Genomic DNA, 26,065 nt, shown 5'->3' with positions numbered 1-26,065 from the left:
TCTGAGCCCCGACGACGCCTATCGTGGGAACCGGATGCGCCGATTTTTGGTCGCACACCCCTGCTGCGTCCAACTAATAAAAACCCGCCTTAGCCATAAGAAATCTTTATCCCATGAACCTGAAGTTTCTCGAGACCTTCGTCTGGGTCGCCCGACTCAAGAGCTTTCGCCTCACGGCCGACAAGCTCTTCACCACCCAGGCGTCGATTTCCAGCCGTATTGCCGTGCTGGAAAGCGAGCTGGGGGTGAAGCTGTTTCTGCGTGATTCGCGCGGCGTCAGCCTGACGCCCGAAGGCTTGAAAGTGCTCGACTATGCCGAGCAGATGATGGACACCATGCAGGCGCTCAAACAATCGATCGAAACCCGTTCGAGCAAGGCCGGACGTGTGCGCATCGGTGTGATGGACACCGTGATCCACACCTGGCTCAGCCCCTTGGTGGCGCAGATGACTGATCACTACCCGCGGGTGGAAATCGAGCTGGTGGCCGATACCTCGCTCAACCTCTGCGATCAGCTGCAAAAAGGCTTTCTCGATGTGATCCTGCAAACCGACCTGCTGCGTCATGAGAGCGTGCGCAGCCTGGAACTGGCGAGCCACCCGATGGGCTGGATCGTTGCCAGCAATTCCATCTACAACCGTGAGTATTCAGGCATCGCCGATCTGGCGAACGAACGGATCATCACCTATTCGAAAAACTCCCATCCGCATCAGGAAGTGCTCAGCCTGATGCAAGCCAATGGCGTGATGGCGCCTCGATTGAACTGCGTGAATTCGGTGTCGGCGATTACCCGCTTGTTACGCGACGGCTTTGGCATCGGCGCGTTGCCACCGGTGCTGGTGGCCGAAGAACTGGCGCGCGGCGAATTGACCTTGCTCGACATCGAACAACGTCCGCCGAACTTGCAGGTTGTGGTGTCGTGGCGGGTGGGCGTGGAGTGGGTCGAAGAGATTGTGGCGTTGTGTCAGCAGGTGCTGGAGGGGTATGCGCGGAAGGTGGGTGAGGGCTACATCGTTTTAAATCGCTGAAGATCAAAAGATCGCAGCCTTCGGCAGCTCCTACAGATGAGCGCGCTGCCGAAGGCTGCGATCTTTTCTTACAAACCGCGCAAATCCCGTTCTTCAATCGGCCGGCTCTGGCGCAGGCGTTTGCCGCCCAGCACCACCCAGTCGATCAGACGGAACAGGCATTCAATCCCGAACGACAGCAGCAACGCGCCGCTCATGCCCCAGATCATCGCCTCAGGCGTCAGCAGGATCTGATAGCTGTAGCCATTCCAGGTTTCCTTGCGAATGTCCGGATCGGCGGCCAGCACCACTTGCAGGAAGCGGATGTACCACGGGCCTTGCATCGCCTGAAACTGCTTGTCCAGCGCCACCTGGCGGGTCAACAGGTTGCTCAGGCTGTCGGCATCGCTGCGAAAGATCGGGTCTTCACTGGCGCGATAATGGGCAACCAAGGCCTGCATATCGCCCTTGAAAAACTGATTGGCGGTGCCCTGAAACCCACTCAGGCTGGTTTGCGCCTCAATCAGATGCGCCTCGACCCGCTTGGCATAATCGTTGATGAACCCCGGCACCTGGACACCGATCAACAGGCCCGCCGCAAACAACACCAGTCGTAGATAACTGAGCAACATGGGGAACAATCCTTAAAGGGTCTGGCCCTGGCTGACGCATTCGCCGCGTCGCCACAGGCTCCATTGACCCGGTTCGTAACGGGTCCAGGTTTCGTTTTCGGTCAACGGCTCGGTGGCGATCACGGTGACCACGTCATTGGGTGTGGTTTCGGCCTGAAAATCGACGATCACGTCGACATCTTTCAAGCGCGCCGGACCGAATGGAGCACGCCGGGTGATCTGTGCCAGCTTGGTAGAGCAGTAGCAGAACAGCCAGTCGCCATCACTGAGCAGGCAGTTGAACACGCCTTTGCTGCGGTATTCGGCGCAAGCGGCCACCAGGTCCGGCAGCAGCGCTTCGACCTCAACCGGTTCAGGGAACGCCGCCCGCACGCGGTTGAGCAAATCACAGAACGCCGCCTCGCTGTCGGTATCACCGACGGGGCGGTAGAAACTGGCCGTTGGCTGAAAGTCTGCCAATTGGCCGTTATGCGCGAAACACCAATTGCGTCCCCACAGTTCACGGACAAACGGATGGGTGTTGGACAGGCAAACCTTGCCGACGTTGGCCTGGCGGATGTGCCCGATGACCACTTCACTCTTGATCGGATAACGCTGCACCAGGTTGGCGACTTCCGACTCGCTGCTCGCGGCCGGGTCCTGGAACAGGCGCAGCCCGCGACCTTCATAGAAAGCGATACCCCAGCCATCACGATGCGGGCCAGTGCGCCCGCCGCGCTGCATCAGCCCGGTGAAGCTGAAGACAATATCGGTCGGGACATTGGCGCTCATGCCCAATAACTCACACATGCTCGGGATTCTCGCTCAATGACAGGGCCGGGGTTACAGACGGGGTTCGACGCGCATCCGCTGGGGATTGCTCGGCACAGGCGGACGACCGTAGCGATCATCGCCAGCACCGCCGAAAGGATGATCCTCCCCCGACTCGTCGGCACGGGCAGCCGCTTTGGCGGCGGCAGCCTGCTCCTTGCGAGCGCTGGAGGCACGTTCGATAGGGAAGCGGATCGCCACCATCACCAGATAGAGACCAAAGGCGATCATGCCGTACATGAACAGATCGGAAATCGCCCGCCAGGCGTTGTTGCCGACCTTGAACAACAGGTCCAGGGCGGTAATGGCGATGGCCGGTGCAACTTTATCCTTCACCGGGTCAATGATGGTCGGGCTGAACAGCAGCACCACCACCAGCAGCCGCAGCGGCTCGCGCAGCCAACGCCACATCCAGTGGGTAATGCGCATCCACACCAACAGGCAGCCCAAAGCGGCAAAGGCGTAGAGGCCCCAAGCGATCAGATAGTCGTTCTCGGTCATGGTGTCCATGGCAAGGCAGGCAAAGAGGCGCTTATGATAACGGCTTTTCGCCCATCAGGCTGCATCAATGCCTGACAGTTAAGCCGGCCCGCTCCCACAGGTTGCCAAGCCCCCTATTCCGTACTGTTCGAGAGTCCTTCATGCCTCTATCCGCCAACATTCACGACGCCCCGATCGCCCACAGGGCTGAAGGTCCCGACCCGTATGCCTGGCTGCAAGAACGCGACACCGCGGCCGTGCTCGATTACCTCAAGGCTGAAAACAGCTATCAGGAAGCACAAACCGCCGATCAGGCCGGGTTGCGCGAAACGCTGTTCGAGGAAATCAAAGGCCGGATTCTCGAGACGGACCTGTCCCTGCCTTCGCCGTGGGGACCGTATCTGTATTACACGCGCACCACGGCAGGCGACGAATATGCCCGACACTACCGCTGCCCGCGTCCGGCCGATGACAGCCTGACCCTCGACGAAAACCAGGAACAACTGCTGCTGGACCCGAACGTGCTGGCCAACGGCGGCTTCTTTTCCCTTGGCGCGTTCAGCATCAGCCCGGACCATCAGCGTCTGGCCTACAGCATCGACGCCACGGGTGATGAGATTTACACGCTGTTCGTGAAGGAACTGTCCGACGGGCGTGTCAGCGAACTGGAGTTCCAGGATTGCGACGGCAGCATGACCTGGGCCAACGACAGCCTGACGCTGTTTTTCGGTGAACTGGACGACACTCACCGCCCGCACAAGCTGTACCGCTACCGTCTGGACGGCACGGCGGCCGAAGAAGTGTTCCATGAGCCGGACGGGCGCTTCTTCATGCATTGCTACCGCTCAAGCTCCGAACAGCAATTGCTGCTGTCCGTGGGCAGCAAGACCACCAGTGAAGCCTGGGTCCTCGACGCCAACCAGCCACAGCAAGCCTTTACCTGCATCGCACCACGGGTCGAGGATCATGAATATGACGTCGACCACGGTATGCTCGATGGTCAATGGACCTGGTTCATTCGCACCAACCGCGACGGCATCAACTTTGCCCTGTACACGGCTGTCGATACCGGCAGTGCGCCGTTCGAGGCCGACTGGCAAAGCCTGATTGCCCACAGCGACAGCGTGATGATCGACGGTATCAGCCTGAACACCGGCGCCATGACCCTGAGCCTGCGGATCGGCGGCCTGCCGGTGATTGAAGTTCACCCACAAGGTTTGTCGCCCTATCGCGTGCAATTGCCGGACGCGGCCTACAGCCTGCACGTGCAAAACAGCCTGGAGTTCGTCAGCGACCGGATTCGCCTGCGCTACGAAGCGTTGAACCGTCCGGCGCAAATCCGCCAGCTTGAACTGGCGACCGGCGAGCAGAAAGTCCTCAAGCAAACCCCGGTGCTTGGCCCGTTCGATGCCGATGCCTATGTCAGCCAGCGCCTGTGGGCGACCGCGCCGGACGGTACCCAAGTGCCGATCAGCCTGGTGATCAAGCGCGAAAACCTCGGCAAACCGGTTCCACTGTATTTGTATGGTTACGGCGCCTACGGCGAGAGCCTCGACCCTTGGTTCTCCCACGCACGCCTGAGCCTGTTGGATCGCGGCATGGCGTTTGCCATTGCGCACGTGCGCGGCGGTGGCGAACTGGGGGAAGCCTGGTATCGCGCCGGCAAGCAGGAGCACAAGCACAACACGTTCAGCGACTTCATTGCCTGTGCCGAACACCTGATCGCCAATGGCTTCACCACCGCGCCACAACTGGCGATCAGCGGCGGCAGCGCTGGTGGACTGCTGATCGGCGCGGTACTCAACCAACGGCCGGAGCTGTTTGGTGCGGCCATTGCCGAAGTACCGTTCGTCGACGTGCTCAATACCATGCTCGACCCGGACCTGCCGTTGACCGTGACGGAATACGACGAGTGGGGTAATCCTGAAGAGCCGGACGTCTATGATCGGATCAAGGCCTATGCCCCGTACGAAAACGTCACCGCACAAGCCTATCCGGCGACGCTGGTCATTGCCGGCTACAACGATAGCCGCGTTCAATACTGGGAAGCGGCCAAATGGGTGGCGAAGTTGCGCGCGAGCAAAACCGACAACAATCCCCTGCTGCTAAAGACTGAACTCGGTGCCGGGCATGGCGGGATGAGCGGGCGTTATCAGGGATTGCGTGACGTAGCACTCGAATACGCCTTTTTGTTCAAGGTTTTGGGTATTGCCTGAGGAACTTGGGCCGATGAACCGGTCTTAATTCCGCACACCGAATGCCGATACAACACCTGCTCGCTTCCACAGGGGATTTACGGTGATTTCAAATTCGAGTCGGCAACACACACAAAAGACCATGACGACATGTCAGAACCAACCTTTCTAAACAACGAAATTCGCGACTGGCTGATGGACTGCGGCCTGTTCAATCAACTGCTGCCAGCGGACTTTGCCGCAGCATCGGGCTATTTCAGCATCAGCACCATTGCCCAGGGCGAACAGATTTTCCAGGAGGGCGATGCCGGCAGCTTCATGTGCATCATCCACACCGGCCAGGTCTCGGTGCAGAAAACCACCGCTGACGGGCAACGAGTAACCATCGCTACATTGCGCAGCGGTCGCTCGTTCGGCGAAATGGCCGTCCTCGACGGCGAACGGCGCTCGGCCAGTTGCGTGGCGGCGAGCAATTGTCAGCTGCTCAATCTGGGTAAGGACTCGCTGGAAAAAATGCTCAATGACGCACCGAAAATCGCTGCCAAGATCATCCGCGCCCTCGCCGTTTCGCTGTCCAAACGCTTGCGCATGGCCGATGGGCAACTGCTCTCCCAGCAGGTCTAACCGCCCGGTGGCTTGGGTTTCGGTGGGTTAGGCTCCAGCCCCGGCAGTGGCTGGTCCTTGGTCGGCGGGCTCGGCTTGTTGATGGGCACCAACGGCGGACCGCTGCTACCCGGGCCGACCCTGGGCAATGGCGCCGGGCTGATTTGCGGATAGGGCGTGGGCGTCGCGGTACCCGGTGAGCCGGGCATCGCAGCGGGACTGATGGGCGTGGCCTGCAACGGTTGGGCCTGTGCTGCAGTTATCGCGAGCGCGGCCAGGGCAATGACCGTTAGAATGGTGCGCTTCATCAATGGCTCCGTTAGCCTTGTTGTCATAAACAGGCTACTCCCAACTGCGTCTGTTTGCCCCTTCGAGTTCTGCCAATTTTCTTCAAGTGAGCCCCATGAAACGTTTCGTTCTGCTCGACACCACCCCCATCCCGGAAAACGGCGGAGCCCTGTGCCTGTTCGAATACGGTGAGGATTTCGTCATCAAGATCCAGGGCGGTGACGGCGGGCAATTGATGAACACCCGCATGCACGGCTCCGAGGATGCCCTGGCCGAGATCCCTTGCCGCAAGGTCGCCGGTCGGCCGAGTTCACGTGTATTGATCGGTGGCCTGGGCATGGGCTTCACCCTCGCCTCGGCCCTCAAGCACCTGGGCAAGACCGCCGAAGTGGTGGTCGCTGAGCTGGTCCCTGGCGTTGTGGAGTGGAACCGTGGTCCGCTCGGCGAGAAAGCGGGAAACCCGCTTCAAGACCCGCGCACCGTGATCCGCATGGAAGACGTGGCCAAGGTCCTGCAAGCCGAGCCGCAGGGTTTCGATGCGATCATGCTCGATGTCGACAACGGCCCCGAAGGCCTGACCCAGAAAGCCAACAGCTGGCTGTATTCCGCCGGCGGCCTGAGCGCCTGTGCCAAAGCCCTGCGCCCCAAAGGCGTGCTGGCGGTCTGGTCGGCCAGTGCAGACCGGCAGTTTTCCGACAAACTGAAAAAAGCCGGGTTCAAGGCCGAGGAAGTGCAGGTCTTCGCCCACGGCAACAAAGGCACTCGCCATACCATCTGGATTGCCGAGAAGCTCAAGGGCTGAGCTAAACTGGCTGCATAACCGTCATTAGTCTTTCTACAAAGGTGAACCCATGAGTTCGTCCACCCCAACCAACACGTCGAAACTGGACCGCATCCTCGCCGACAACCAGCGCGACAAGGAAATGGGTTACCGCGACAAGGCCCTGAAAATGTACCCGCACGTGTGCGGCCGCTGCGCCCGTGAGTTCTCCGGCAAGCGCCTGAGCGAACTGACCGTGCATCACCGCGACCACAATCACGACAACAACCCGCAGGACGGTTCGAACTGGGAGCTGTTGTGCCTGTACTGTCACGACAACGAACACTCGCGCTACACAGACCAACAGTATTTCGATGAAGGCTCGCTGAGCACACCGAAAATCGCCAAGGCGACACATAACCCGTTTGCGGCGCTGGCTGGCCTGATGAAGAAAGACGACTGAAAATCCTCAGCGCCTGGAATGGCCCCATCGCGGGCAAGCCCGCTCCCACAGTGATTGATGGTGACCACAAATGTGGTGTACACCACAGCACCCTGTGGGAGCGGGCTTGCCCGCGATTTCGATAGCCCGGCCACCACCAATCTCAAACTGAACACCCCTGCCCCATTCCCCGTATAATCGCGATTTTTTCCCGAAAGGCACCCCGCTCGTGGCAGACAAACGGTACAGCTGCATTGGTTTGTATAACCCCAAATCACCGGAGAACGTCGGTTCGGTGATGCGCGCCGCTGGCTGTTATGGCGTGGCGTCGGTGTTCTACACCGGCAAACGCTATGAACGCGCCGCCGATTTCGTCACCGATACCAAGCGTGTCCACTACGACATCCCGCTGATCGGCATCGACGACCTGAAAAAAATCCTGCCGCTGAACTGCGTGCCGGTCGCCGTGGAGCTGGTCGAGGGCGCCCGCCCGCTGCCGGAGTACACCCACCCGGACCGCGCGCTGTACATCTTCGGTCCTGAAGACGGTTCGCTGGATCAAGAGATTCGCGACTGGTGCGAAGACGTGGTCTACATCCCGACCACCGGTTGCATGAACCTGGCTGCCACGGTCAACGTCGTGCTTTATGACCGCATGGCCAAAGGGCTCAACACCCGCTCGGGGCCAAAATTCCGCTGAGCCACCGCACATTCGATGGAACAAGCGACAGGCCCCGGCAGTCAGCTTAACTATCGAGACTGAAGCTGCCCTTCCCTGCCTGGAGATAGATCATGAGCGAACTCAAACGCGTCGAGCGTATCGAATCCACACCGTTCCAGACTCCTTCCGAACAGAACGTCCAGGGCTGGGAGCGCATCGGCTCGATAGCGGGTGGCGTGGTGATGGTGGGCAAGGGCCTGCGTCGCGGCGGGATCTTTGGTTTGATTCAAGTGGCCATCGGCGGTGTTGCCCTGGCCCGTGGTATCACCGGCCACAGTTCGGCAAAAAGCCTGCTGGAGAAAAGCCGACAGGACATGGACAACGTACGGGCGAAAATCCAGCGGGCGGGTGAAGAGCTGAAGACGCTGAAGGCCAATGCCGAGGCAGCAACCAAAACCGCGACGGTTACGGGCAATGATTCATTGAATTCGCCAAAAACCGGCGTTTGATGATTCAAAGTAAAAGATCGCAGCCTGCGGCAGCTCGTGTGTGCGCGCCCTGCAGGAGCTGCCGCAGGCTGCGATCTTTTGATCCCTACTGAAGCAACCCGGTATCAAGGACCTTCGAAGCGTCGCCAATAACACTCTCCGACAGCTGCACAAACGCCTTGGTATCGATGCTCTCCAGCCGTATCGCCGCGCGCAACACATCATCCAGCGAGCGCTTGTTGCGCGTCTTCAGGCGAATCTCGCGATCCAGTTCCTGCAGCATCACCACCGCCCTGGCTACCTGCGCCGGGCTGGCCTGCTCACCGCGCAAGGTCGTGACCTTCTCGCCGCTCTTGAGCAGTTTTTCATGCAGGCTCTCGAACCGCTCATCGCTCATCCCTCCCGCCCGACGCACCCACTCAATCGCGTAATACTCGGCAAGTCCTTCACTGATCCAGTCACTGCGCTGTTTGTCGTTGATTCGCCCGAACACCTGGGCCAGCTCCCGCACCAACGCACTGGTGCCGCTTTCACTGACCAGCGGCAGACGACTGTTAAGGTAGATCGACTCGTGCCCGGCCAGGCTGCCGCGCCACATGGGATCGCTGGCGCCAACAATCAGCAGCTTGGCGGGATGATGAGGGAACACGGCTTGCACTTGTGGCCAGACGAACGTCAACAGCGTCAGCACATCCATTCGGCGCATGCCCTGCCCCTGCGGGGAGCTGACCGTGACTTCCGTTTCCCCCAGACGCGTACGGCGACTGCCCAAGTGGCCAGCGAGCATCCAGCCTGTGGGTCTATCGAACAGTCGGGATGGGTTATCGATACGGAATTTGTTTTTGCCAATCCGCGGCCACGCAGTTTCGACGCTCTTCCAGCCGCCGGGCAGCTCGAACTCAAGACGTGACACCAATTCGACGCCGTCCTGCTGATCGAGCCGGGCGGCGGGCACCAGATCGTCGCCGCGCATCAATGCCCAGTTCGGCGTCATGCGCGTATCGAAACTGCCGCTCTTGCGGCCATGGCTAATGCGAACGCGATAGGTCAGGCTGGCCTTGTCGGCGGCGGGTCTCCAGAGACCGCGAGCCTGCTTGCCGGGGCTCAGTTGCCATTGTCCGTCAGCCTTGAAATCGCTGTAGTGACTGCCGTCGCCAAGGTCGAAATCCAGACTGCGCACCGCTGCCCCCTGGGCCAGGGTCAGACGCACTTCGGCCTGGTCGCTTTGCGGCAACAGGCGCACGTGATAATCCAGATCAACCTTCTGAGCCGCCCACACGGGCGAGCCCAGGGCCAGACACCCAACCGTCAACGCCAGCCGCCATCCCACAGCCATACACACTCCTTCGTGAAACGTCAGATCCGTGGGCGATCAGCCTGCCCGGAAAATCAGATGTTCTTCCCAATCATCTTCCGGCACGCTGCCTTCGGCGAGCATGCGCCCTGACTGGGAAATGCGTTCGTGGTGCACCGCGTCGCGATCACCGCACACCAGGTGATGCCACAGCGGCAGGTCCTTGCCTTCGCTGACCAGGCGATAGCCGCAGGTCGGCGGCAGCCACTTGAACTCATCAGCCTTGCCCGGAGTGAGCTGGATACAGTCCGGCACCGAATCACGACGATTCGGGTAGTCGGTGCACTGGCAGGTTTTCAGGTCCAGCAGTTTGCAGGCAATGCGCGTGTAATAGACGCTGTTGTCATCTTCGTCTTCCAGCTTTTGCAGGCAGCACAGGCCACAACCATCGCACAGCGATTCCCATTCCTCCTGATCAAGTTGATCGAGGGTTTTGCGTATCCAGAACGGTTCTACTTTGGCAGCCATGGTTCGAGCGTCGACATCAGGTGGTGAAAAGGCCGCCAGTCTAGTGCCCGCAGGCCTTGCGGCCAAGCATTGGCGACTGCCGGTAGAACGTGCTTGTCAGTTTTAGCGCCGCCAAGTAGGGTTTTGCGTCGCCCACACCTTCAAACGTAGCAAGGAATCTATTGATGAGTGCCAACCCACGCGTTGCCGAGTACGCCATTCACCCGCAGTTCACCGATCGTTGGTCGCCCCGCGCCTTCACCGGTGAAGCCATTTGCGAAGAAACTCTGCTGAGCTTTTTCGAAGCCGCGCGCTGGGCGCCGTCGGCGTACAACTCGCAGCCATGGCGGTTTCTCTATGCGCGTCGCGATACACCGAACTGGGAGCGTTACCTGGGCCTGCTCAACGAGTTCAACCGCAGCTGGGCGCAGCATGCCTCGGCATTGGTGATCGTGATCTCGAAAACCACCTTTACCGCACCTGGCGCCACCGAAGAAACCCCGGCGCTGTGGCACACCTTCGACACCGGTTCGGCCTGGGGTCATCTGGCGCTGCAAGCGAGCATCAGCGGCTGGCACACCCACGGCATGGCCGGTTTCGATCAGGAGCTGACCCGCAAAGAACTGAACATTCCTGAAGGCTACGCACTGCACGCGGCCGTGGCCGTTGGCAAGCTGGGCGACAAGGCCAGCCTGGCGGAATACCTGCAGGCCCGTGAAGCGCCGAGCCCGCGCCGTCCGTTGAGCGAATTGGCAGCGGAAGGTGAATTCACCCTCTAACCCACACGGCAAAACCCTGTAGGAGCGAGCCTGCTCGCGATGAGGCCGTGTCAGTCAAAGTACATGTGAATGACACACCGCTATCGCGAGCAGGCTCACTCCCACAGGGGTGAGTGGTGGTTCAATACCCGCGATTGAAATCCACTTCCCCGCGCAACGCCTCGCCCGCCTGATACGCCCGCAGGTTTTCGACAAACAACTGCACCATCATCGACGGCGATGTCGGCGCGGAACTGTGGCCGGTCAGCAGTAATCCCCAGGCCGTCCAGAACGGATGGCGCTGCGGCAACGGCTCCTGACGGCACACGTCAATCACCGCCCCCGCCAGATGCCCTTCCTTCAGCGCTTCAACCAGGTCCGCGTCGACCACCGCCACGCCGCGTCCGACATTGATGAACAACCCCGTCGGCTTGAATTGCTTGAACAGCGCGGCATCGTAAATGTCGTGGGTGTCCGCCGTGTTGGGCAGCAGGTTGACCACGAAATCCATTTCACCGACCAGACGCGGCAGATCCGCCAGCGAACCGACTTCGACAAACGGTGCCTGCTCGCGAGCGCTGCTGGCGATTCCGTACAACTCGACGCCAAACGGTACGAGGAATTTCGCAACGGTCTGTCCGATGTCACCGGTACCGACAATCAACACCTTGCGCCCCGCCAGGCTCTGGCCATGGCGACTGTCCCACTTGCGCTCGACCTGGCTGACCAGCCGCGCCAGTACTTCACGCTCATGCCCGAGCATGTACGTGAGCACGTATTCAGCCATGACCTGCCCGAAGATCCCCACCGCGCGGGACAAACGATAGTGTCGCGGCAAACCGTCGGCCAGCAGCGGCGTGATGCCCGCCCAGGTCGATTGCAGCCATTGCGGCTGGTGGCCCTGACGCAACAGCGTCGCCAACAGATCAGGCTGACCGAGCCAGACCGGGCAATCGGCGGCCTGGGCGGCCAATTCAGCAGAGTCGCCGCTGGTCAGCACTTCCAGATCGGGCGCAGCCTCGCGCAACAACCGGGCGTACACGGGGTGGTCGTGTTCAGCAATCAGAACGCGCATGCTTCAAACCTTTCCAAAGCGGAGCGGACGACCGCCGGTGGAGTATCGCTCCATCGATGCGGTCATCGCCAAAATCAATCAGTGTTTCATCGCGGCCCTGAACCGAGCCTGTCTGGCGCTTACATCGGGTCGTTGCGACGCAGCAACTCTTCCGGCAAGTGCTCGATGTACTCGTCTTCAGCCGGCGGCATTTGCAGGTGATAACCCTGCTTATCGAGGTTTTCCAGCACGATCGTGATGTCTTCGCGCGACAGTTTGCGCTCGGGGCTCAGCACCAGGTCAAAGGCATGGATAGCTTTGCCGAAGGCGGCCATCAGCGTTTCCGGGACGCGCTCCAGAGCATCGCTCTTGAGCACATACAGGTACATTTCGTTTCTCTTGGTGCTGCGGTAGATCGAACAAATACGTTTCAAGGCTGTTCTCCGGCGGTGGCCAGGCTGTCGAGCAGCGCCTGGCCCATCAACTCGCGGCGCCAGCCACGCAGCGAATCAGGCAATTGGTAGGGACCATTGGGGAAGCCGCTCTTGAGCAGCGCTTCCAGGGTTTTCTTGCGCAGCATCAGTTCCGGCGCAATGCTCAGGCGCTCGGCCTCAGCCTGGCCGATGGCTTTCATTTGCTTGAGCAACACGGCGGCGTCCACCGGCAATGGCTCCGGCACGGCTGGCGGCCATTGATCAGGCGACACACTGCCAGAGCGCTTGATCAGATCAAGCAGAAACTCACCGTCCTGACGCACGGTACGCGGGTGCATGTCTTCGATTTTCGCCAATGCGCCAAGGTTGTCCGGCTGCGTGCGCGCCAGCGGCCACAGCGAATGCTCGCGGATAATGCGGTTGCGCGGCAGGTCACGGGCGCGGGCTTCTTTCTCGCGCCAGGCGCAGAGCTCACGCAATACGACGAGTTGGGCGCGGGACAGCTTCCAGGCCAGCTTGGCGTCGCGATAGACCTCGTAAGGGTCGATCTCGCGGCGCAGGTTGGCCACCAGTTCGGCGCCGTCTTCCAGGACCCAGGCGTACTTATCGTCCGAAAGCTTCGGGCGCAACTGTACGAAAACTTCCGCCAAGTGCACGGCATCTTCGGCGGCATAGCTGATTTGGGTCTCGGACAGCGGACGTTGCAGCCAGTCGGAACGGGTTTCGCCCTTGGGCAGGTCGATGCCGAGCACTTCCTGCACCAACCGCGAGTAACCCATGGAGAAACCCAGGTTCAGGTAAGCGGCGGCCAGTTGCGTATCGAACAACGACGCCGGCAGGCTGCCGGTCAGGCGCAGCAAGACTTCGAGGTCTTCGCTGCACGCATGCACGACTTTGACCACGGCGGGATTTTCCAGCAACGCGGCCAGGGGCTTCCAGTCATTAATGGTCAGCGGATCAATCAGGTAAGCGCGTTGGCCGTCACCGATCTGCAGCAGGCCGGCAATCGGGTAGAAGGTGTCGACCCGCATGAATTCGGTGTCGAGGGCAACGAATGGCAGCTGTTGCCACTCGGTACAAAACCGACCGAGGCTATCGTTGTCGCGAATCCAGTGAATATCGATGGCCACACGGCTCTCCCTTGAAGAATGGCGCGCAGTATATATCGCCCCCGGCGATTTCCGCGCATCCACTGAACAAGAGGCTTAGCAAAAATGCCTGGTTTTCAGAAGAATAGTCCGTTGAGCTTGGATTAACTTGCCTTGCGACGCTGGTAACGCGAGTTTGTTTGAAGGTCACGTGAAAGCGCTGACGCCTCATTTGCCAGCCAATACGCCATCGATCACCGCCCCCCGACACCCGGCAAACATGTCCAGACTCTGGTTGTAGACCTTACTGTTGACCTCCAGCAGCCCCAGCACCGAATGAAACAGGTTGTCCTGGCTCAAGGGTTTTTCACGACTCAATTGCAGGCAATGGGTGTCCACAGAGAACGATTTTTGATAGCTGTCGGAGAACCAGGCCAGCATCGCCACATGTTTCTGTTGCTCCGGTGCCAACATGTAAGGCGTGCCATGGAGGAACAGGTTGTATTCGCCCAGGGATTCTCCGTGGTCCGACAGATAAAGCATGGCTGTATCGACCTTTTCCTGATTATTGCGCAGTAAATCGATCAGGGTCGACAACACATGATCGGTATACACCAGCGTATTGTCATAGCCGTTAATAATACTTTCGCGACTGCAATTGTTCAGCGCGTTGCTTTCACAGACAGGAGTAAAGCGTTCGTACTCTTTCGGGTAACGCTTGAAATACTCCGGACCGTGACTGCCCATCTGATGCAATACCAGCACAGTGTCTTTATCCAGAGTGTCGATAAAGTGCTGCAGCCCTTGCAGCAGAATTTCGTCGCGGCATTCACTGTTGGCGCACAGACTCGGGTCTTTGAGATTACTCACATCCTGAAGGGTGACGCGATCGCAGGTGCCTTTGCAGCCGGACTGATTGTCCCGCCAGATCACATCCAGTCCGGCATGCTTGAGCACATCCAACAAACCTTCTTCGTTCTTTGCCTTGCTCGCGCTGTAATCCTTGCGGCCCATGTTGGAGAACATGCAAGGAACCGATACAGCGGTTTCAGTGCCACACGAGGTCACATCGGTAAAAGCGATCAGCCCAGGTTCTTTATCAAGTTTTGGCGTGGTATCACGGTCATAGCCGAGGATGCCAAAGTTCTCCGCGCGGGCACTTTCGCCTACCACCAGGACCGTCAGGGATTTACGACCATGGGTTTGCCAGCCTGGGTTTAACTGAGCGTCTTCGCCGATTTTCACAAACGGTTGCTGCGCTGACGCCACCCGCTCACCCAAATACCTGACCGTTGCGCCAATGTAATTGCTTGGCACCACCATCAAACGCAACTCATGATGATTGCGAAACAGCGAAGCAAGACCTTGGTAGTTAATCAGTGCAACGCCACCAATGACGGCGGCGGACACTAACGTCACTAACCCTTTACTCAGCAACTCGCGATGCCAGCGACGATAAACAACCGGTGTTCTCCACAACAACAACGATGGCAGGACGCCGAGAAAAACAACATAGACAAACAATTGGACTGATACCAAGTCACGCACTTCCGTGGCATTGGTCTCTGCAAAATTACGCAACATACCAGCGTCGATCAGAACGCCATATTGGCCCATAAAGTAAGCCACGCCAGCACTGATCATGAAAAGCAGCGTCAGGACGGGCTTCAGCAACGGCCGAAAAGCCAGCAGCGTCAATAGAATATTGAACGCTGCAAAAATCATCACCCCGAACGCCACGAACAGAGTGATACCTTTGCTATCTGGCGTGGCGATATCGAAAAGATGCCCCCAGAGTACAGAGTTGAATGCAATTAATAAAAAAGCACTGGCACTCAGCGTCACCCATTCCGGGCGCACGGCTTTAAACTTCAACATGATGATTCGCTGTCCCTGAAAAGGAATGACTGCGGTAAATGTGAAAATTCCATTCACCCAGACAACACTAATTTTAAGCAGCCAACCATCAATTTTTTGTGAAAAATAAGATAACGATTAGTTCACGTCAGCCATTAAGCCAAACCTGCCAAGTATTTGAGAATTGTTCAGCTTTTGTTCAGATCTGACTTAAATAACCTGCGTTTGATCGCTCGCGACCGCCCTCTGAATGTCAGCACTATTTAATTTCCAGATTCCCTCTCGGACTTTCTGATTTGCGGCCTTCAGGCTTGGCGCGCCTAATCGGGACTGGCGCTACACCTGCCCCAATCACTGACTTCGGAATCACCTATGAAAACCACCGGTTTCGCCGCTGCCCACGTTGGCATGCTGCTTTGGGCCTTGCTGGTCGCCGCTTCGTTTTCTGCGGCGGCACAGGTCAGCCAGGCCATCGACCCGATCTTGCTGACCGGATTACGACTGCTGCTGTGCGCCACGGTGTTTTTGCCGCTGCTGTTGCTCAAAGGCGATATCGCCATGACCGCCCGCGGATTGCTCGGGCATTGCGCACTCGGTTTGCTGCTGGCGCTGTATTTCGGTTCGCTGTTCGAGGCGCTGCGCTATACCTCGGCGGTCAACACTGGAACCCTGTTTACGCTCGTACCATTGCTGACCCTGCTTTTCGAAGCCGTGCTGACGCCTGACAGCAGCCTGAAGCAACGGATCTTGCCCATGCTGATTGCCGCTACCGGGGCCGCGCTACTGATCATGAAGGGCAACGGTCCGGACGAACTGCCATCGCTGTACGCATTGACGGTGTATGGCATCGGCTGCCTGGCGATGGCGTTCTATGCGCCGCTTAGCCAACGACTCAAAGGAAGTAGCCTCAAGGGCCGAGGACCGGTGGCGATGACGTTCTGGAACATGTTGTTCGGCGCATTGTTTCTGCTGGTGTTCTGTGGGTTCAGCGGCGGTTGGCGCTCGGCGTCATTGCTGACTGCCCATGATTTTTTCTGGCTGATCTATCTGGCGCTGTTTGCGACGCTGGCGACCTTCTGGTTGCTGCACCGTGCAATCGGTGTGATCGCCCCCTCTTCAGTGATTTCCTACATTTACCTGAGCACGCTGTTCATCACCCTGTTTCACTGGTTATGGGGGCGCCAGGCGCCACTGCCCTTGGAGGTTACCGGCGCCGCATTGGTGGGCATCGGCATGTTGGCACTGTTGAAATCCAGCCGCAGAACCGTGCCGGTCACGGTACAAGGCTGACACCAATACCCATGAAACGTCCCACAAGGCATTCTCCTGACTCCTCCGCTCCGCTAGGATCAATTCCCACAGCTTGCGCACGTTCTGCGCCAGTAGCACTGCGAGACAGAATGGATGCTGAACAGTAATTTGCTCAGAAAGCTCGATATGCAGGACCTCATGGTGTTCGTTGCCGTGTTCGAGCGAAACAACGTAACCGATGTATCCGAGCGGCTTTGCGTCAGCCAGTCCACGGTGAGTTATTGCCTGAAAAAACTGCGCAACTGCTTTGAGGACGAACTGTTCATCAATTCCCGCGCCGGTATGCAGCCGACGGACAAGGCCGGCACGATGTACCCTCACATTCTGAAGATCCTCGACAGCATCAACCAATGTCATGCAGGCTCGCCGATGTTCGACCCGACCTTGCAATCGGTGACGTTCAATCTCTGTGCACCGGAATACTTCGAACAGTTAATCCTGCCGCACTTGTTGAAACGTTTTGCGCTCGCCGATCTTCCGGTGACGGTCAACATGCACAAGTTCGAAGCCGAGATTCCTGTCGACGCCTTGCGCGATGGCAGTCTTGATCTGGTGATTTGCTTCGGCCCGAATTTTCATCGTGACCACGCAGGCCTCAAATCATGGACACTGCTCAAGGACGATCTGGTATGCGTCTTCGACAAACACGCTACACCGCTGGAGCCACGTTTAAACCTGCCGGCCTACGTCGAGCGTCGACATGTGTTTCCGACACCCTGGACGTCCGCCACCAACATGGTCGATGGCTGGCTCGCGCAACAGGGCAAAAAACGTCAAATCGTCGCGCGCGCCAACAGCTACAGCGCAGCGCTCAAGATGATCGCCGGCACTGACTTCATCCTGACCTTGCCTCGGCGCATCCAGCAGTTACTTGCCGCCGAAGCGGCATTCAATCACTGCGAAGTACCCGATGGTTTGCCGGGGTTCAGCCTCGAACTGCAGTGGAGCCAACACCTTGATCAGGACGGCGCCAACCGGTGGCTACGCGAACAAGTGATCCTGGCCTGTACGGAACAGGAAGTCGCCTGAGTCTCAGTTGTTAATGGCCGTCTTGCTGTAGGACTCGCGATCGATATCGAGTATCTCCACACATAGCTGGACTTCGATGCCTGCTGGCCATTCGCACAGGTCCTGCACTACAGCCAGTAAGCTTTCCGACAACTGCTGTTTGATCTGCGCGGAACGGCCGCTCAACAGCGCAAGCTTCACATGCACAAACGCCCGCTCCGCCAAAGCCGTTCCGACCTTGAATGTCTCGACCTTCACTGCACGACTCTTGATGTCGAACTCGACACCGAATTGACCAGAAGCCACCAGCGTATTGTTCAGCCGCATCAACGCTACGTCGGCATTCAGTTCAGGCAAGTTGGCGGTGTATTCCATGTGCAGGTGAGGCATGACATTGATCCTGATGGTGGGTGGAAAGATCCTACATATATCACGCTGTCGCCCTGCTCACTCAGGCAGGGGCAACACAGCGCGCTCGCTCATGAACGCTTCCAGGCGCGCACGCAGCCAGCGCTCGGCCGGGTCGGTGTCGACATGACTGAGCCAGACCATGGACAAGTCCAGGGTCGGCGTCTTGAACGGAAACGGCTCCTTGAATAATTGACCGGAGACGGCCATCGCCTCAGCGGTGTAGTCCGGCAGGCTGGCAATCAGATCGGTCCCGGCCAGCAGGGCCGGCAGCGAACTGTATTGCGGAACGGAGAGCACCACCTGTCGCGTACGGCCGATCTCCGCCAGCCACTCATCGGCGTAGCCACTGACGTTGGCGGTATGGGATACCAGCACATGCGGACGCGAGCAATATTCGTCGAGGGTCAGCGGCATGTCGGAGGCGTCGGCCCGTAAAATGCTGGGCTGGATGTGTCGCAACAACTTGCGTTTGGCATTGGCCGGCAGACCGCGGGTCTGGCTGATGCCCACCGTGATATCGCCGGACGCCAACAAGTCGGGGATCCGCCAGTAATCGACATGCTGCACCACAAACACCACGCTTGGCGCCTCCTGGCGCAATGCACGCAGCAAGGGTGGCAAGAGGCCAAACTCGACGTCGTCGGACAGCCCGATACGAAAGGTCATGGTGCTGCTGGCGGGATCGAAATCATGGGTCAGGCTCAAGGCCACCGACAGCGAGTCCAACGCGGGAGACAGATGTCGAATGATCTCTTCCGCTCGCGCTGTCGGCTCCATGCGATGCCCGACCCGAATGAACAAGGGGTCATTGAACATCGCCCGCAAACGGTTGAGCGCAGAGCTGATGGTCGGCTGACCGAGAAACAGCTTTTCCGCCACCCGAGTCACGTTACGCTCAAGCATCAGCGTTTCGAACACCACCATCAGGTTGATATCAGCCTTGCGTAGCTCGTTACGATTCATCCACTGCCCCCGTCCCTAAGTCTGCCGACAGTTTAGGTAGTGGATGCAACTGGCGTCTATTCACAACCCTGAGATCTGTTGAAACGAAGCTGCTCTGAGCGAGCAGCTTCACCACACACCATCAGACTTCCTTGGTTGGCGTCTGATCGTGCGTACCCTTGATCAAACTGATGGCGTGCACGCAATCAGCCTTGTTGACGTAGGCCTCGCCACTGGCCACCGTTTCATGATTGCCCGCCCTCAAGCGCCAGCGCCACTGACCCCTGCCAGTCTGTAGAGTCCCTCGGATCTGCCTGTAGATTTCAAAATACATCGTTCGCTCCTTGCGATGGCTGGTAACTGCAGATCAGTGATCTGCGGATGCCAGAGTAAATGAAGTTTTTTTACAGCGATAAACTGCAATGTCAGCGAATATTGCGAGAAAGCCCCTCAAACTTGCGAGACAGACAAAGGTTTAAAAGATGGGAAATATGGAGACGTCGTCAAGTAACTTTTCACTCGAACAATCTCACTCCCCTACACAACTGTAATACTTGACGCCCTCATCAGACTACGGACAGCCTTTGACAACCCCAACAACTTGTTTGAGCAGGCGTATAGCGTGCACCGCGTACCCCAGCGCTGCAAAGAAAAACAGATATGCCCCATCCACCCCCACCTTCGCCCACAGCAATGATGAGCAAATACAAAAAAGCACAACCACACCCAAAGGCAAAACCACCATCCACTTTAAGCGGCGTCTTGAACTTATAATCCCGGTCAAATAAATCGCCAAACTGTAAACTGGCATAACAAACAAAGTCCCGACGGCCGTAATAACCAGCAAAAAAATAGCAGCCGGACCATCATTTCCGGAATCATTGCCCTGACTATGCCAAAAAAATGTCACCCACGGAATCAAGGTAACCACGTTAAATAGCAAAACAGAGACAATGAAACCTTCCTCAATTAAACGCTTTTCCGCTCCGGGCATGATTTTCTCGATCAAATTCAGAATGTAACTTCCTAGATCACCTTCGTATGGAGATCGGTAACTCTCCCTGAATGATCACCTGATAAGGCTTACCTTTTTTTATGTTATCCAAGAGCCTCCCACCAGAAGGAAAAGACAGGCTAAACCGCATTAATACCGAGTACTGGCAAAAATACCATTAGCCATGAACCCTCCATGGATTTGAATAGATGATTAGCCCGCCAATCATTGACGAGTTGATGCTAGGTAATCATTCAGATCGATACACAGCAATACGAAACAGCGCAGGAAGATGTAGGACACCTCCTAAAAAAATGCAGTCAATCGATAAGTTGTGGGAGGCGAAATCGGCCTACGAGGATGGTGATGGTCTTCGCCTCCTGATCAAACCCAACGGGAAGAAATATTGGGTACTGCTGTTCCAGCTTGTGGGGAAACGCAGAGAAATGGGCTTGGGCACCTACCCCGCAGTCGGCTTAAAGGAGGCTCGGCAAAACAGCAGCGATAAGCGACGTTTATTGCGGGACGGCATTGACCCGTTGCAGGCGCGTGATGATGAGCGCACAGCACAGCAGGCTGCTGAACACCATCGCATACAGAAATCCGTAACGATCCAAGACGTAGCCAACGATTACATAGAGGCCCATCGTGCCGGTTGGAAAAACGTCAAACATGCTCAACAGTGGACGAATACACTGACTACTTACGCCGCCCCCATTATCGGTGAGCTAGCTGCGCATACTCCAACACCACGTCCAGCGGATGACGCAGCTGCCTGTCGGTTAAGCGCTTTACCTGGCTGCGGCAGGAATAACCCGTCGCCAGCGCTTCGCCCTTTTCATCCAACTTGCCAGCCCATGACTGCTCGAAAATGGTCCGCGAGGTGTTCTGATTCCGCGCCTCATGGCCGTAGGTGCCGGACATGCCACAGCAGCCGGTCGCCTCTGTCACTAGCTTGAGCCCAAGCCGGGCAAACACGGCTTCCCATTGCGAAGTACTGGCCGGGACATTGGTCTTCTCAGTGCAGTGCGCCAACAAACGGAATGTCTGGGTAGCGGGAGGCGAGTTTGCGGGCAACACATCGAACAGCCACTCCTGCGGGAGCAAGACTTTCGGGCAATCATTGAGTCCTGGTACTTTCTGATATTCCTGGCGGTAGACCAGCGTCATCGCCGGGTCCAATCCCACCAGTGCTACGCCGCAGTCGGCGAGAGCCTTGAGCTGATTGCCGTTGCGGATCGCCGCCTTGGCGAACGCTCCGAGGAAACCCTGAACGTGCAAAGGCTTGCCGTTGGGGCTATAGGGCGGCAGAAACACCTGATAACCCAATTGATGAGCCAACTGGATGAAGCTCGCCAGCAACGGCGTTTCGAAGTAACGGGTGAAGGCGTCCTGCACCAACACCACGCTGCGCTCACGTTGTGCCTCGGTCAGTTTGCGCAGAGCTGGCACGCTGGCGACCGCGACGTTGCAGCGGGTCAAAGTGGCCTGCAAGTCATGCCGGTGGATCAGTGGGCTGTCGAGCATGCCGACTTGTCGCTCAAGAAGGCGGCTCACCCATTTCGAGCCCATCACTGCGTTGTACAGGCCCGGCGCGTAAGCCATGTATGGAATCGTGAACTCCAGCGAGCCGATCAGGTAGTCACGCAGAGGACGTTGATAGCGACCGTGGTACAGCTCCAGAAAACGCGAGCGGAACTCCGGGACGTTGACTTTGACCGGGCATTGTCCCGCGCAGGATTTGCAGGCCAGGCAGCCCGCCATCGCGTCATAGACTTCATGCGAGAAGTCCGACTCGCCGTGCGAGCGCGCCAGGTTATTGCGCAACCTCGTCGGCAACCCGCTCAACCATGACCACTTGCCCCGGGCCGCTTGCAATACATCGATATTGGCCGCGCCTTGCAAACGCAACCATTCGCGAATCAACGAGGCCCTTCCCTTCGGCGAGTGCTGCCGCTCACGTGTAGCTTTCCACGACGGACACATCGCATCGTTGGGGTCGTAGTTGTAGCAGGCGCCATTACCGTTGCAGTGCATCGCGGTGCCAAAGCTTTGCCAGACACGCTCATCAATCTGCCGATCCAAATCACCCCGCAGCGAAACTTCGTTAACCTTGAGCAAACCTTGGGCAGCATCTGGGGGTGTGCAGATCTTCCCGGGGTTGAACTGATTGTGTGGGTCGAACGCCCCCTTGAGCGATTGCAACGCCGGGTACAGCTCACCAAAAAACCCGGGAACGTATTCCGAGCGTAAACCTTTGCCGTGCTCGCCCCACAGCAGCCCCCCGTAACGCTTTGTCAGCTCGGCCACAGCATCGGAAATCGGTTTGACGAGTGCAGCCTGGGCCGGGTCTTTCATGTCCAGCGCCGGGCGCACATGCAACACGCCGGCATCGACGTGACCGAACATGCCATAGCTCAGGCCATAACTATCGAGCAACGCACGAAACTCGGCGATGTAGTCGGCCAGTTTCTCCGGCGGCACGGCGGTGTCTTCAACAAAAGGCTGTGGCCGAATCTCGCCTTCGACGTTACCCAACAGTCCGACCGATCGCTTGCGCATGGTGTAGACGCGGGACACGGCTTCGGCGCCGTCCGCCAACGTGTGGCCCAGCCGCTCGATCGTCGTGTCGGCCTTCAGATGCGCCACGAACAACTCTACGTGAGCGTTCACTTGCGTCACGTCTTCACCGCTGAACTCCACCAGATTGATGCCCAGCGTCGGGCGCTCGGCGTCCGTCGGAAAATACTCGGCGACGCTATGCCAGACGATGTCTTTCATCGCCAGCAGCAACACCCTGGAGTCCACGGTTTCGATGGACAACGGCTTGTGCACCAACAACGCATTGGCATCGCGCAGCGCATCCATGAAGCTGCCGTAACACACATTCACCAGCACTGAGTATTTTGGAATTGGCAGCACGTTGAGCTTGGCTTCGACAATGTAGCCCAGTGACCCTTCCGCACCGCAGAGCACGCTGTTGAGGTTGAAACGCCCTTGCTCATTGCGCAGGTGCGCCAGGTCATAACCGGTCAGACAACGGTTGAGCTTGGGAAACACCGCCTCGATCAGGTCGGACTGGGTCTCATGAATACTGCGCGCCACCCGATACACATGGCCGATACGGCCGGGCCGCGTGCAAGCCGCCTCCAGTTCCGCATCTGACAGCGGATGGCTGTGCAAGCGCTCACCACCGAGCAGCACGCTATGCAATTCCAGAACGTGATCACGGGTCTTGCCATAGGTGCAACTGCCCTGGCCGCTGGCGTCGGTGTTGATCATGCCGCCGACGGTGGCACGGTTGGACGTCGACAACTCCGGCGCGAAGAACAGCCCGTGAGGTTTGAGCGCGGCATTGAGCTGGTCTTTGACCGCGCCCGCCTGCACCCGCACCCAGCGCTCGGCGACGTTGATTTCGAGGATGGTGTTCATGTGCCGCGACAGATCGACCACGATGCCATCGGTCAATGACTGCCCGTTGGTGCCGGTGCCACCACCGCGCGGGGTCAGCTTGATCTGGCGAAAGCGTCGCTCGGCCATCAAGGTCGCGATGCGTACGATGTCATCCACATCCAAGGGGAACACCGCCGCTTGCGGAAGACGCTGATAAATCGAGTTATCGGTCGCCAGCACGGTGCGGGTGGCGTAGTCAGCGCTGAGCTGACCGCGAAAGCCGCTGGCACGCAGGGCTTGCAGAAATTCCGGGTACTGTGCCGCGAGTGCAACGGTAGGCAACTGAGCGATCATCGCAGGCGGGTCTCTTGTTGGTCTATTCACGGAAAACTCAAAACACTTGTCGCCTGAGCATTAATGCGGCAGCCTCAGGTCTTCAGCTACACCAATGATCCTGCAGGGTCCGGCACCAGACAAACGGATAATCCTGCCGCTATCGATGACTTTTACGAATGAATTACCGTCACCTCACCCCTTCAATGTCGTTGCTGCTGGCGTTTGAAGCCGCCGCCCGACATGAAAGCTATACCCGTGCAGCGATGGAGCTCTCACTGACTCAAAGCGCCGTGAGCCGGCAAGTCCAAGCGCTGGAGCAGCAACTGGGCCTGACGCTGTTCCGCCGTGAAGGCCGGCAAGTACAACTGACCGATGTCGGTCGTCTTTATCAGCGGGAAATGAGCGAAGCGCTCGGGCGCATACGCAGCGCCACGTTGCAGGCCATGGCTTATCAATCAGGCAGCGGCACGTTACGCCTGGCCACCTTGCCGACCTTCGGCTCAAAGTGGTTATTGCCGCGCCTGCATGATTTCTACAAAACCCACCCAGGCATCCTGGTACACATCAATTCCCGAATCGACGCCATTGACTTTGAAACCAGCGGCATCGACGCCGCGATTGTCGTTGGCAATGCCGACTTTCCAGGCTTGATCAGCCATCGCCTGCACACCGAAGAACTGATGGTGATCATGTCCCCACAAGCGGCCGAAGCCCACGACACCTGGACCCCGGAACGCATTGGCGGTCAGACGCTACTCAACGTCGCGAGCAATGCCAACGTCTGGGGCGAGTGGTTCAGCCACCAAGGCCTGCCCCATCGGATGATGCGGCTCGGCCCGAGCTTCGAACTCACTTCGCACTTGATCCAGGCCGTCAGGGCCGGCATCGGCATCGGTCTGGTACCGCGTATTCTGGTGGCCGACGAGTTGGCCAACAGCGAACTCATCAGTCTCGATCGACCCTTTGCCAGCCAGCGCAGTTATTACCTGGCTTATCCGCCGCGCAACGAAATGCTGCCATCACTCGTCGCGTTTCGTACCTGGCTGCTGACACAGATCTGACGATTACCGACCAAGGAACGCGTAGCCGAAACCAACCACCTTGGCGTCTTCGCCATAGCCGCCCAGGAACGAAACACCGACCGGCAGGTTGCCCTTGATGGTGCCTGCCGGAACCGTAATCTCGGGAAATCCTGTGGCGGAGGCAATATACGACGACGCATAGGTATCGCCGGATGTGCAGACGTAACTGTCATCGGTCACGCCATGCACCACCGACGCCGGGCAGTTGATGGTCGCGAAGAACAGACTGTCGACTTTGTTCTGCTTCATGATCTCCATCAGCTGCGCGCGCAACTGAGGAATCTTCCGGGAGAGGATGGAGATGTACTGCGGCGAATCGGTGCTTGTGGCATTCGCGACCGTTTCCAGTCCGGCCAGGCGTGCCGGGTTCATCCCGTGTGCAGCGTTTTGCGCCTGATTTTGCCTGGCCAGCTCGAGAAACTGCGCAAGCGTTCGCGGTTGGCCCGGATTGAGGGTGGCGAGGTAGCGTTCGAATTGAGGCTTGAATTCGCCCTCTCCCACTGGACCGAGCACATCGCTCCATAAGGTTTCAAAAGCTTTTCGCAGTTCGATGGAGACGACACGAGCGCCGCGCTTGCCGAGGGTTTCCTGAGCGGCCTTGAAGACTGCATCCACCTCTGGATTGGCGCCTTTGAAATTGGTGATCACGCCAATGGTCTTGCCTAGCAACGAGGAACGGCTCAGTGCCGGTTCGAACTGTATTTTATCTGCAGCAAGGTCGAGGGTCGCCGGATCACTTTTGTCCTGGCCCTTGATCGCATCGAGCACGATGGCCTGATCCAGCACGCTGTTGGTGATGACGCCTGCTGTATCGAACGCGAGCGACAGCGGAATAATGCCGCTGCGGCTGATCAACCCCAGCGAAGGTCGCAAACCCACTGTGCCGGTGACGCTGGCCGGCGCGCGGATCGAGCCGCTCGTGTCCGACCCTAGCGCAAACGGTGCAAACGCTGCCGCCACGGCGGCGGCAGAACCGCTGCTGGAGCCGGAAGCATCCCGCTTGGTGTTCCGCGGATTCTGTAATTCCCCTAAGTACAGACGAACGGAATGAGCTCACGCCCTAAGCGATTGGGCTGAGCGTCACAACTACGCAGGATAAAAAGAGGTTCTTCACGGATTACCGGGAAAGACGCTCTTGATCTTCATGAAAAAGAATTCGCTATCCCGGTAACCGTACGCCATCCGCTTGATGACCTTTATTCGATTGTTTATCCCTTCCAGCTGACCCGT

Annotated in this window: 28 protein-coding genes and 1 pseudogene; 12 read left to right on the top strand and 17 right to left on the bottom strand. The window is 58.3% G+C overall.

What is annotated here, in order from left to right:
• The first annotated feature begins 113 nt into the window (after window positions 1–113).
• On the top strand, window positions 114–1,028 hold the full coding sequence (locus CKW19_RS24770) for a LysR family transcriptional regulator (protein ID WP_095060651.1): 915 nt from the start codon (window positions 114–116) through the stop codon (window positions 1,026–1,028).
• Between the two features lie 68 nt (window positions 1,029–1,096).
• Here CKW19_RS24770 and CKW19_RS24765 read toward each other — a convergent pair whose 3' ends face one another.
• Genes CKW19_RS24765 through CKW19_RS24755 form a run of 3 tightly spaced genes read right to left on the bottom strand, consistent with a single transcriptional unit; the run spans window position 1,097 to window position 2,959 of the window.
• Complete coding sequence (locus CKW19_RS24765; protein WP_095060649.1) at window positions 1,097–1,639, bottom strand: DUF2937 family protein; 543 nt, start codon at window positions 1,637–1,639, stop codon at window positions 1,097–1,099.
• A 12-nt stretch (window positions 1,640–1,651) separates the two neighbouring features.
• Window positions 1,652–2,428 (bottom strand): class II glutamine amidotransferase, encoded by a 777-nt coding sequence (locus CKW19_RS24760; RefSeq protein ID WP_095060647.1) that lies wholly within the window; start codon window positions 2,426–2,428, stop codon window positions 1,652–1,654.
• Window positions 2,429–2,461: 33 nt separating this feature from the next.
• Window positions 2,462–2,959, bottom strand: coding sequence for an MFS transporter (locus CKW19_RS24755; protein WP_095060645.1), 498 nt, complete (start codon window positions 2,957–2,959; stop codon window positions 2,462–2,464).
• Between the two features lie 131 nt (window positions 2,960–3,090).
• Between CKW19_RS24755 and CKW19_RS24750 the strand changes: the two genes are divergently transcribed.
• Window positions 3,091–5,145 (top strand): S9 family peptidase, encoded by a 2,055-nt coding sequence (locus tag CKW19_RS24750; RefSeq protein ID WP_095060644.1) that lies wholly within the window; start codon window positions 3,091–3,093, stop codon window positions 5,143–5,145.
• Between the two features lie 129 nt (window positions 5,146–5,274).
• The gene (locus CKW19_RS24745) at window positions 5,275–5,748 is read left to right on the top strand and encodes a Crp/Fnr family transcriptional regulator (protein ID WP_095060642.1); all 474 of its coding nucleotides are present in this window, start codon (window positions 5,275–5,277) and stop codon (window positions 5,746–5,748) included.
• On the opposite strand, the gene CKW19_RS24740 is transcribed toward CKW19_RS24745, so the two are convergent.
• Window positions 5,745–6,035: a hypothetical protein gene (locus tag CKW19_RS24740; RefSeq protein ID WP_095060640.1), complete on the bottom strand. Its 291-nt coding sequence runs from the start codon at window positions 6,033–6,035 to the stop codon at window positions 5,745–5,747. The two genes, CKW19_RS24745 and CKW19_RS24740, sit on opposite strands and share 4 nt — an antisense overlap.
• 95 nt (window positions 6,036–6,130) lie before the next feature.
• Here CKW19_RS24740 and CKW19_RS24735 point away from each other — a divergent pair, with 95 nt between their 5' ends.
• The 4 genes from CKW19_RS24735 to CKW19_RS24720 all read left to right on the top strand — a co-directional run bounded on the left by CKW19_RS24735 (window position 6,131) and on the right by CKW19_RS24720 (window position 8,387).
• Entirely contained in the window at window positions 6,131–6,817 is a 687-nt protein-coding gene (locus CKW19_RS24735) for a spermidine synthase (RefSeq protein WP_095060638.1), read from the top strand.
• A 49-nt stretch (window positions 6,818–6,866) separates the two neighbouring features.
• Window positions 6,867–7,238 (top strand): YajD family HNH nuclease, encoded by a 372-nt coding sequence (locus CKW19_RS24730; protein WP_017336997.1) that lies wholly within the window; start codon window positions 6,867–6,869, stop codon window positions 7,236–7,238.
• A 208-nt stretch (window positions 7,239–7,446) separates the two neighbouring features.
• Complete coding sequence (locus tag CKW19_RS24725) at window positions 7,447–7,917, top strand: RNA methyltransferase (RefSeq protein WP_095060636.1); 471 nt, start codon at window positions 7,447–7,449, stop codon at window positions 7,915–7,917.
• Between the two features lie 92 nt (window positions 7,918–8,009).
• Window positions 8,010–8,387: a DUF2892 domain-containing protein gene (locus tag CKW19_RS24720; RefSeq protein ID WP_095060634.1), complete on the top strand. Its 378-nt coding sequence runs from the start codon at window positions 8,010–8,012 to the stop codon at window positions 8,385–8,387.
• Between the two features lie 85 nt (window positions 8,388–8,472).
• Here CKW19_RS24720 and CKW19_RS24715 read toward each other — a convergent pair whose 3' ends face one another.
• Both CKW19_RS24715 and CKW19_RS24710 read right to left on the bottom strand, forming a co-directional pair.
• Complete coding sequence (locus CKW19_RS24715) at window positions 8,473–9,702, bottom strand: hypothetical protein (RefSeq protein WP_095060632.1); 1,230 nt, start codon at window positions 9,700–9,702, stop codon at window positions 8,473–8,475.
• 36 nt (window positions 9,703–9,738) lie between these two features.
• Entirely contained in the window at window positions 9,739–10,188 is a 450-nt protein-coding gene (locus CKW19_RS24710) for a YcgN family cysteine cluster protein (RefSeq protein WP_095060630.1), read from the bottom strand.
• A gap of 164 nt (window positions 10,189–10,352) precedes the next feature.
• Here CKW19_RS24710 and CKW19_RS24705 point away from each other — a divergent pair, with 164 nt between their 5' ends.
• The gene (locus CKW19_RS24705; protein WP_095060628.1) at window positions 10,353–10,946 is read left to right on the top strand and encodes a nitroreductase family protein; all 594 of its coding nucleotides are present in this window, start codon (window positions 10,353–10,355) and stop codon (window positions 10,944–10,946) included.
• A 121-nt stretch (window positions 10,947–11,067) separates the two neighbouring features.
• Here CKW19_RS24705 and CKW19_RS24700 read toward each other — a convergent pair whose 3' ends face one another.
• From CKW19_RS24700 to CKW19_RS24685, 4 genes are all read right to left on the bottom strand, one after another.
• Complete coding sequence (locus tag CKW19_RS24700) at window positions 11,068–12,000, bottom strand: D-2-hydroxyacid dehydrogenase (protein WP_095060626.1); 933 nt, start codon at window positions 11,998–12,000, stop codon at window positions 11,068–11,070.
• Window positions 12,001–12,119: 119 nt separating this feature from the next.
• Entirely contained in the window at window positions 12,120–12,413 is a 294-nt protein-coding gene (locus CKW19_RS24695) for a YcgL domain-containing protein (protein WP_095060624.1), read from the bottom strand.
• Entirely contained in the window at window positions 12,410–13,543 is a 1,134-nt protein-coding gene (gene rnd, locus CKW19_RS24690; RefSeq protein ID WP_095060622.1) for a ribonuclease D, read from the bottom strand. Before rnd ends, CKW19_RS24695 begins: the two co-directional genes overlap by 4 nt.
• 186 nt (window positions 13,544–13,729) lie before the next feature.
• Window positions 13,730–15,379: a phosphoethanolamine transferase gene (locus CKW19_RS24685; RefSeq protein WP_095060620.1), complete on the bottom strand. Its 1,650-nt coding sequence runs from the start codon at window positions 15,377–15,379 to the stop codon at window positions 13,730–13,732.
• A 351-nt stretch (window positions 15,380–15,730) separates the two neighbouring features.
• On the opposite strand from CKW19_RS24685, the gene CKW19_RS24680 reads away from it, so the two are divergent.
• Window positions 15,731–16,648: a DMT family transporter gene (locus tag CKW19_RS24680; protein ID WP_095060618.1), complete on the top strand. Its 918-nt coding sequence runs from the start codon at window positions 15,731–15,733 to the stop codon at window positions 16,646–16,648.
• A gap of 114 nt (window positions 16,649–16,762) precedes the next feature.
• Window positions 16,763–17,698, top strand: a complete 936-nt coding sequence (locus CKW19_RS24675; protein WP_095060616.1) for a LysR family transcriptional regulator — start codon at window positions 16,763–16,765, stop codon at window positions 17,696–17,698.
• 3 nt (window positions 17,699–17,701) lie between these two features.
• On the opposite strand, the gene CKW19_RS24670 is transcribed toward CKW19_RS24675, so the two are convergent.
• The 4 genes from CKW19_RS24670 to CKW19_RS24655 all read right to left on the bottom strand — a co-directional run bounded on the left by CKW19_RS24670 (window position 17,702) and on the right by CKW19_RS24655 (window position 20,039).
• Window positions 17,702–18,067 carry a 5-carboxymethyl-2-hydroxymuconate Delta-isomerase gene (locus tag CKW19_RS24670; RefSeq protein ID WP_095060614.1) on the bottom strand — a complete coding sequence of 122 codons (366 nt, stop codon included), beginning with the start codon at window positions 18,065–18,067 and terminating at the stop codon, window positions 17,702–17,704.
• Window positions 18,068–18,124: 57 nt separating this feature from the next.
• On the bottom strand, window positions 18,125–19,051 hold the full coding sequence (locus CKW19_RS24665) for a LysR family transcriptional regulator (protein ID WP_095060612.1): 927 nt from the start codon (window positions 19,049–19,051) through the stop codon (window positions 18,125–18,127).
• Window positions 19,052–19,172: 121 nt separating this feature from the next.
• Window positions 19,173–19,364, bottom strand: a complete 192-nt coding sequence (locus CKW19_RS24660) for a DUF1508 domain-containing protein (RefSeq protein WP_095060610.1) — start codon at window positions 19,362–19,364, stop codon at window positions 19,173–19,175.
• 237 nt (window positions 19,365–19,601) lie between these two features.
• Window positions 19,602–20,039: a hypothetical protein gene (locus CKW19_RS24655; protein ID WP_143500385.1), complete on the bottom strand. Its 438-nt coding sequence runs from the start codon at window positions 20,037–20,039 to the stop codon at window positions 19,602–19,604.
• Between the two features lie 194 nt (window positions 20,040–20,233).
• Here CKW19_RS24655 and CKW19_RS29630 point away from each other — a divergent pair.
• Window positions 20,234–20,704, top strand: a pseudogene (locus tag CKW19_RS29630) (Arm DNA-binding domain-containing protein); the annotation flags it as partial.
• 37 nt (window positions 20,705–20,741) lie between these two features.
• On the opposite strand, the gene CKW19_RS24645 reads toward CKW19_RS29630, so the two are convergent.
• The gene (locus CKW19_RS24645) at window positions 20,742–23,771 is read right to left on the bottom strand and encodes an FAD-binding and (Fe-S)-binding domain-containing protein (protein ID WP_095060606.1); all 3,030 of its coding nucleotides are present in this window, start codon (window positions 23,769–23,771) and stop codon (window positions 20,742–20,744) included.
• A 158-nt stretch (window positions 23,772–23,929) separates the two neighbouring features.
• Here CKW19_RS24645 and CKW19_RS24640 point away from each other — a divergent pair, with 158 nt between their 5' ends.
• Entirely contained in the window at window positions 23,930–24,814 is an 885-nt protein-coding gene (locus CKW19_RS24640) for a LysR substrate-binding domain-containing protein (protein ID WP_095060604.1), read from the top strand.
• 3 nt (window positions 24,815–24,817) lie between these two features.
• Here the strand turns inward: CKW19_RS24640 and CKW19_RS24635 are convergent, their stop codons facing one another.
• Window positions 24,818–25,873: an amidase family protein gene (locus CKW19_RS24635; protein WP_256580382.1), complete on the bottom strand. Its 1,056-nt coding sequence runs from the start codon at window positions 25,871–25,873 to the stop codon at window positions 24,818–24,820.
• A 72-nt stretch (window positions 25,874–25,945) separates the two neighbouring features.
• On the bottom strand, window positions 25,946–26,065 hold a 120-nt coding region (locus CKW19_RS24630), incomplete at its 5' end, for a transposase (protein ID WP_141228961.1).

The organism is Pseudomonas sp. Irchel s3f7 (assembly GCF_900187615.1).
In the GTDB taxonomy this organism is placed as follows: domain Bacteria; phylum Pseudomonadota; class Gammaproteobacteria; order Pseudomonadales; family Pseudomonadaceae; genus Aquipseudomonas.
The sequence above is the reverse complement of the archived record's forward strand: the minus strand, read 5'-3'. Positions and strand labels throughout refer to the sequence as shown.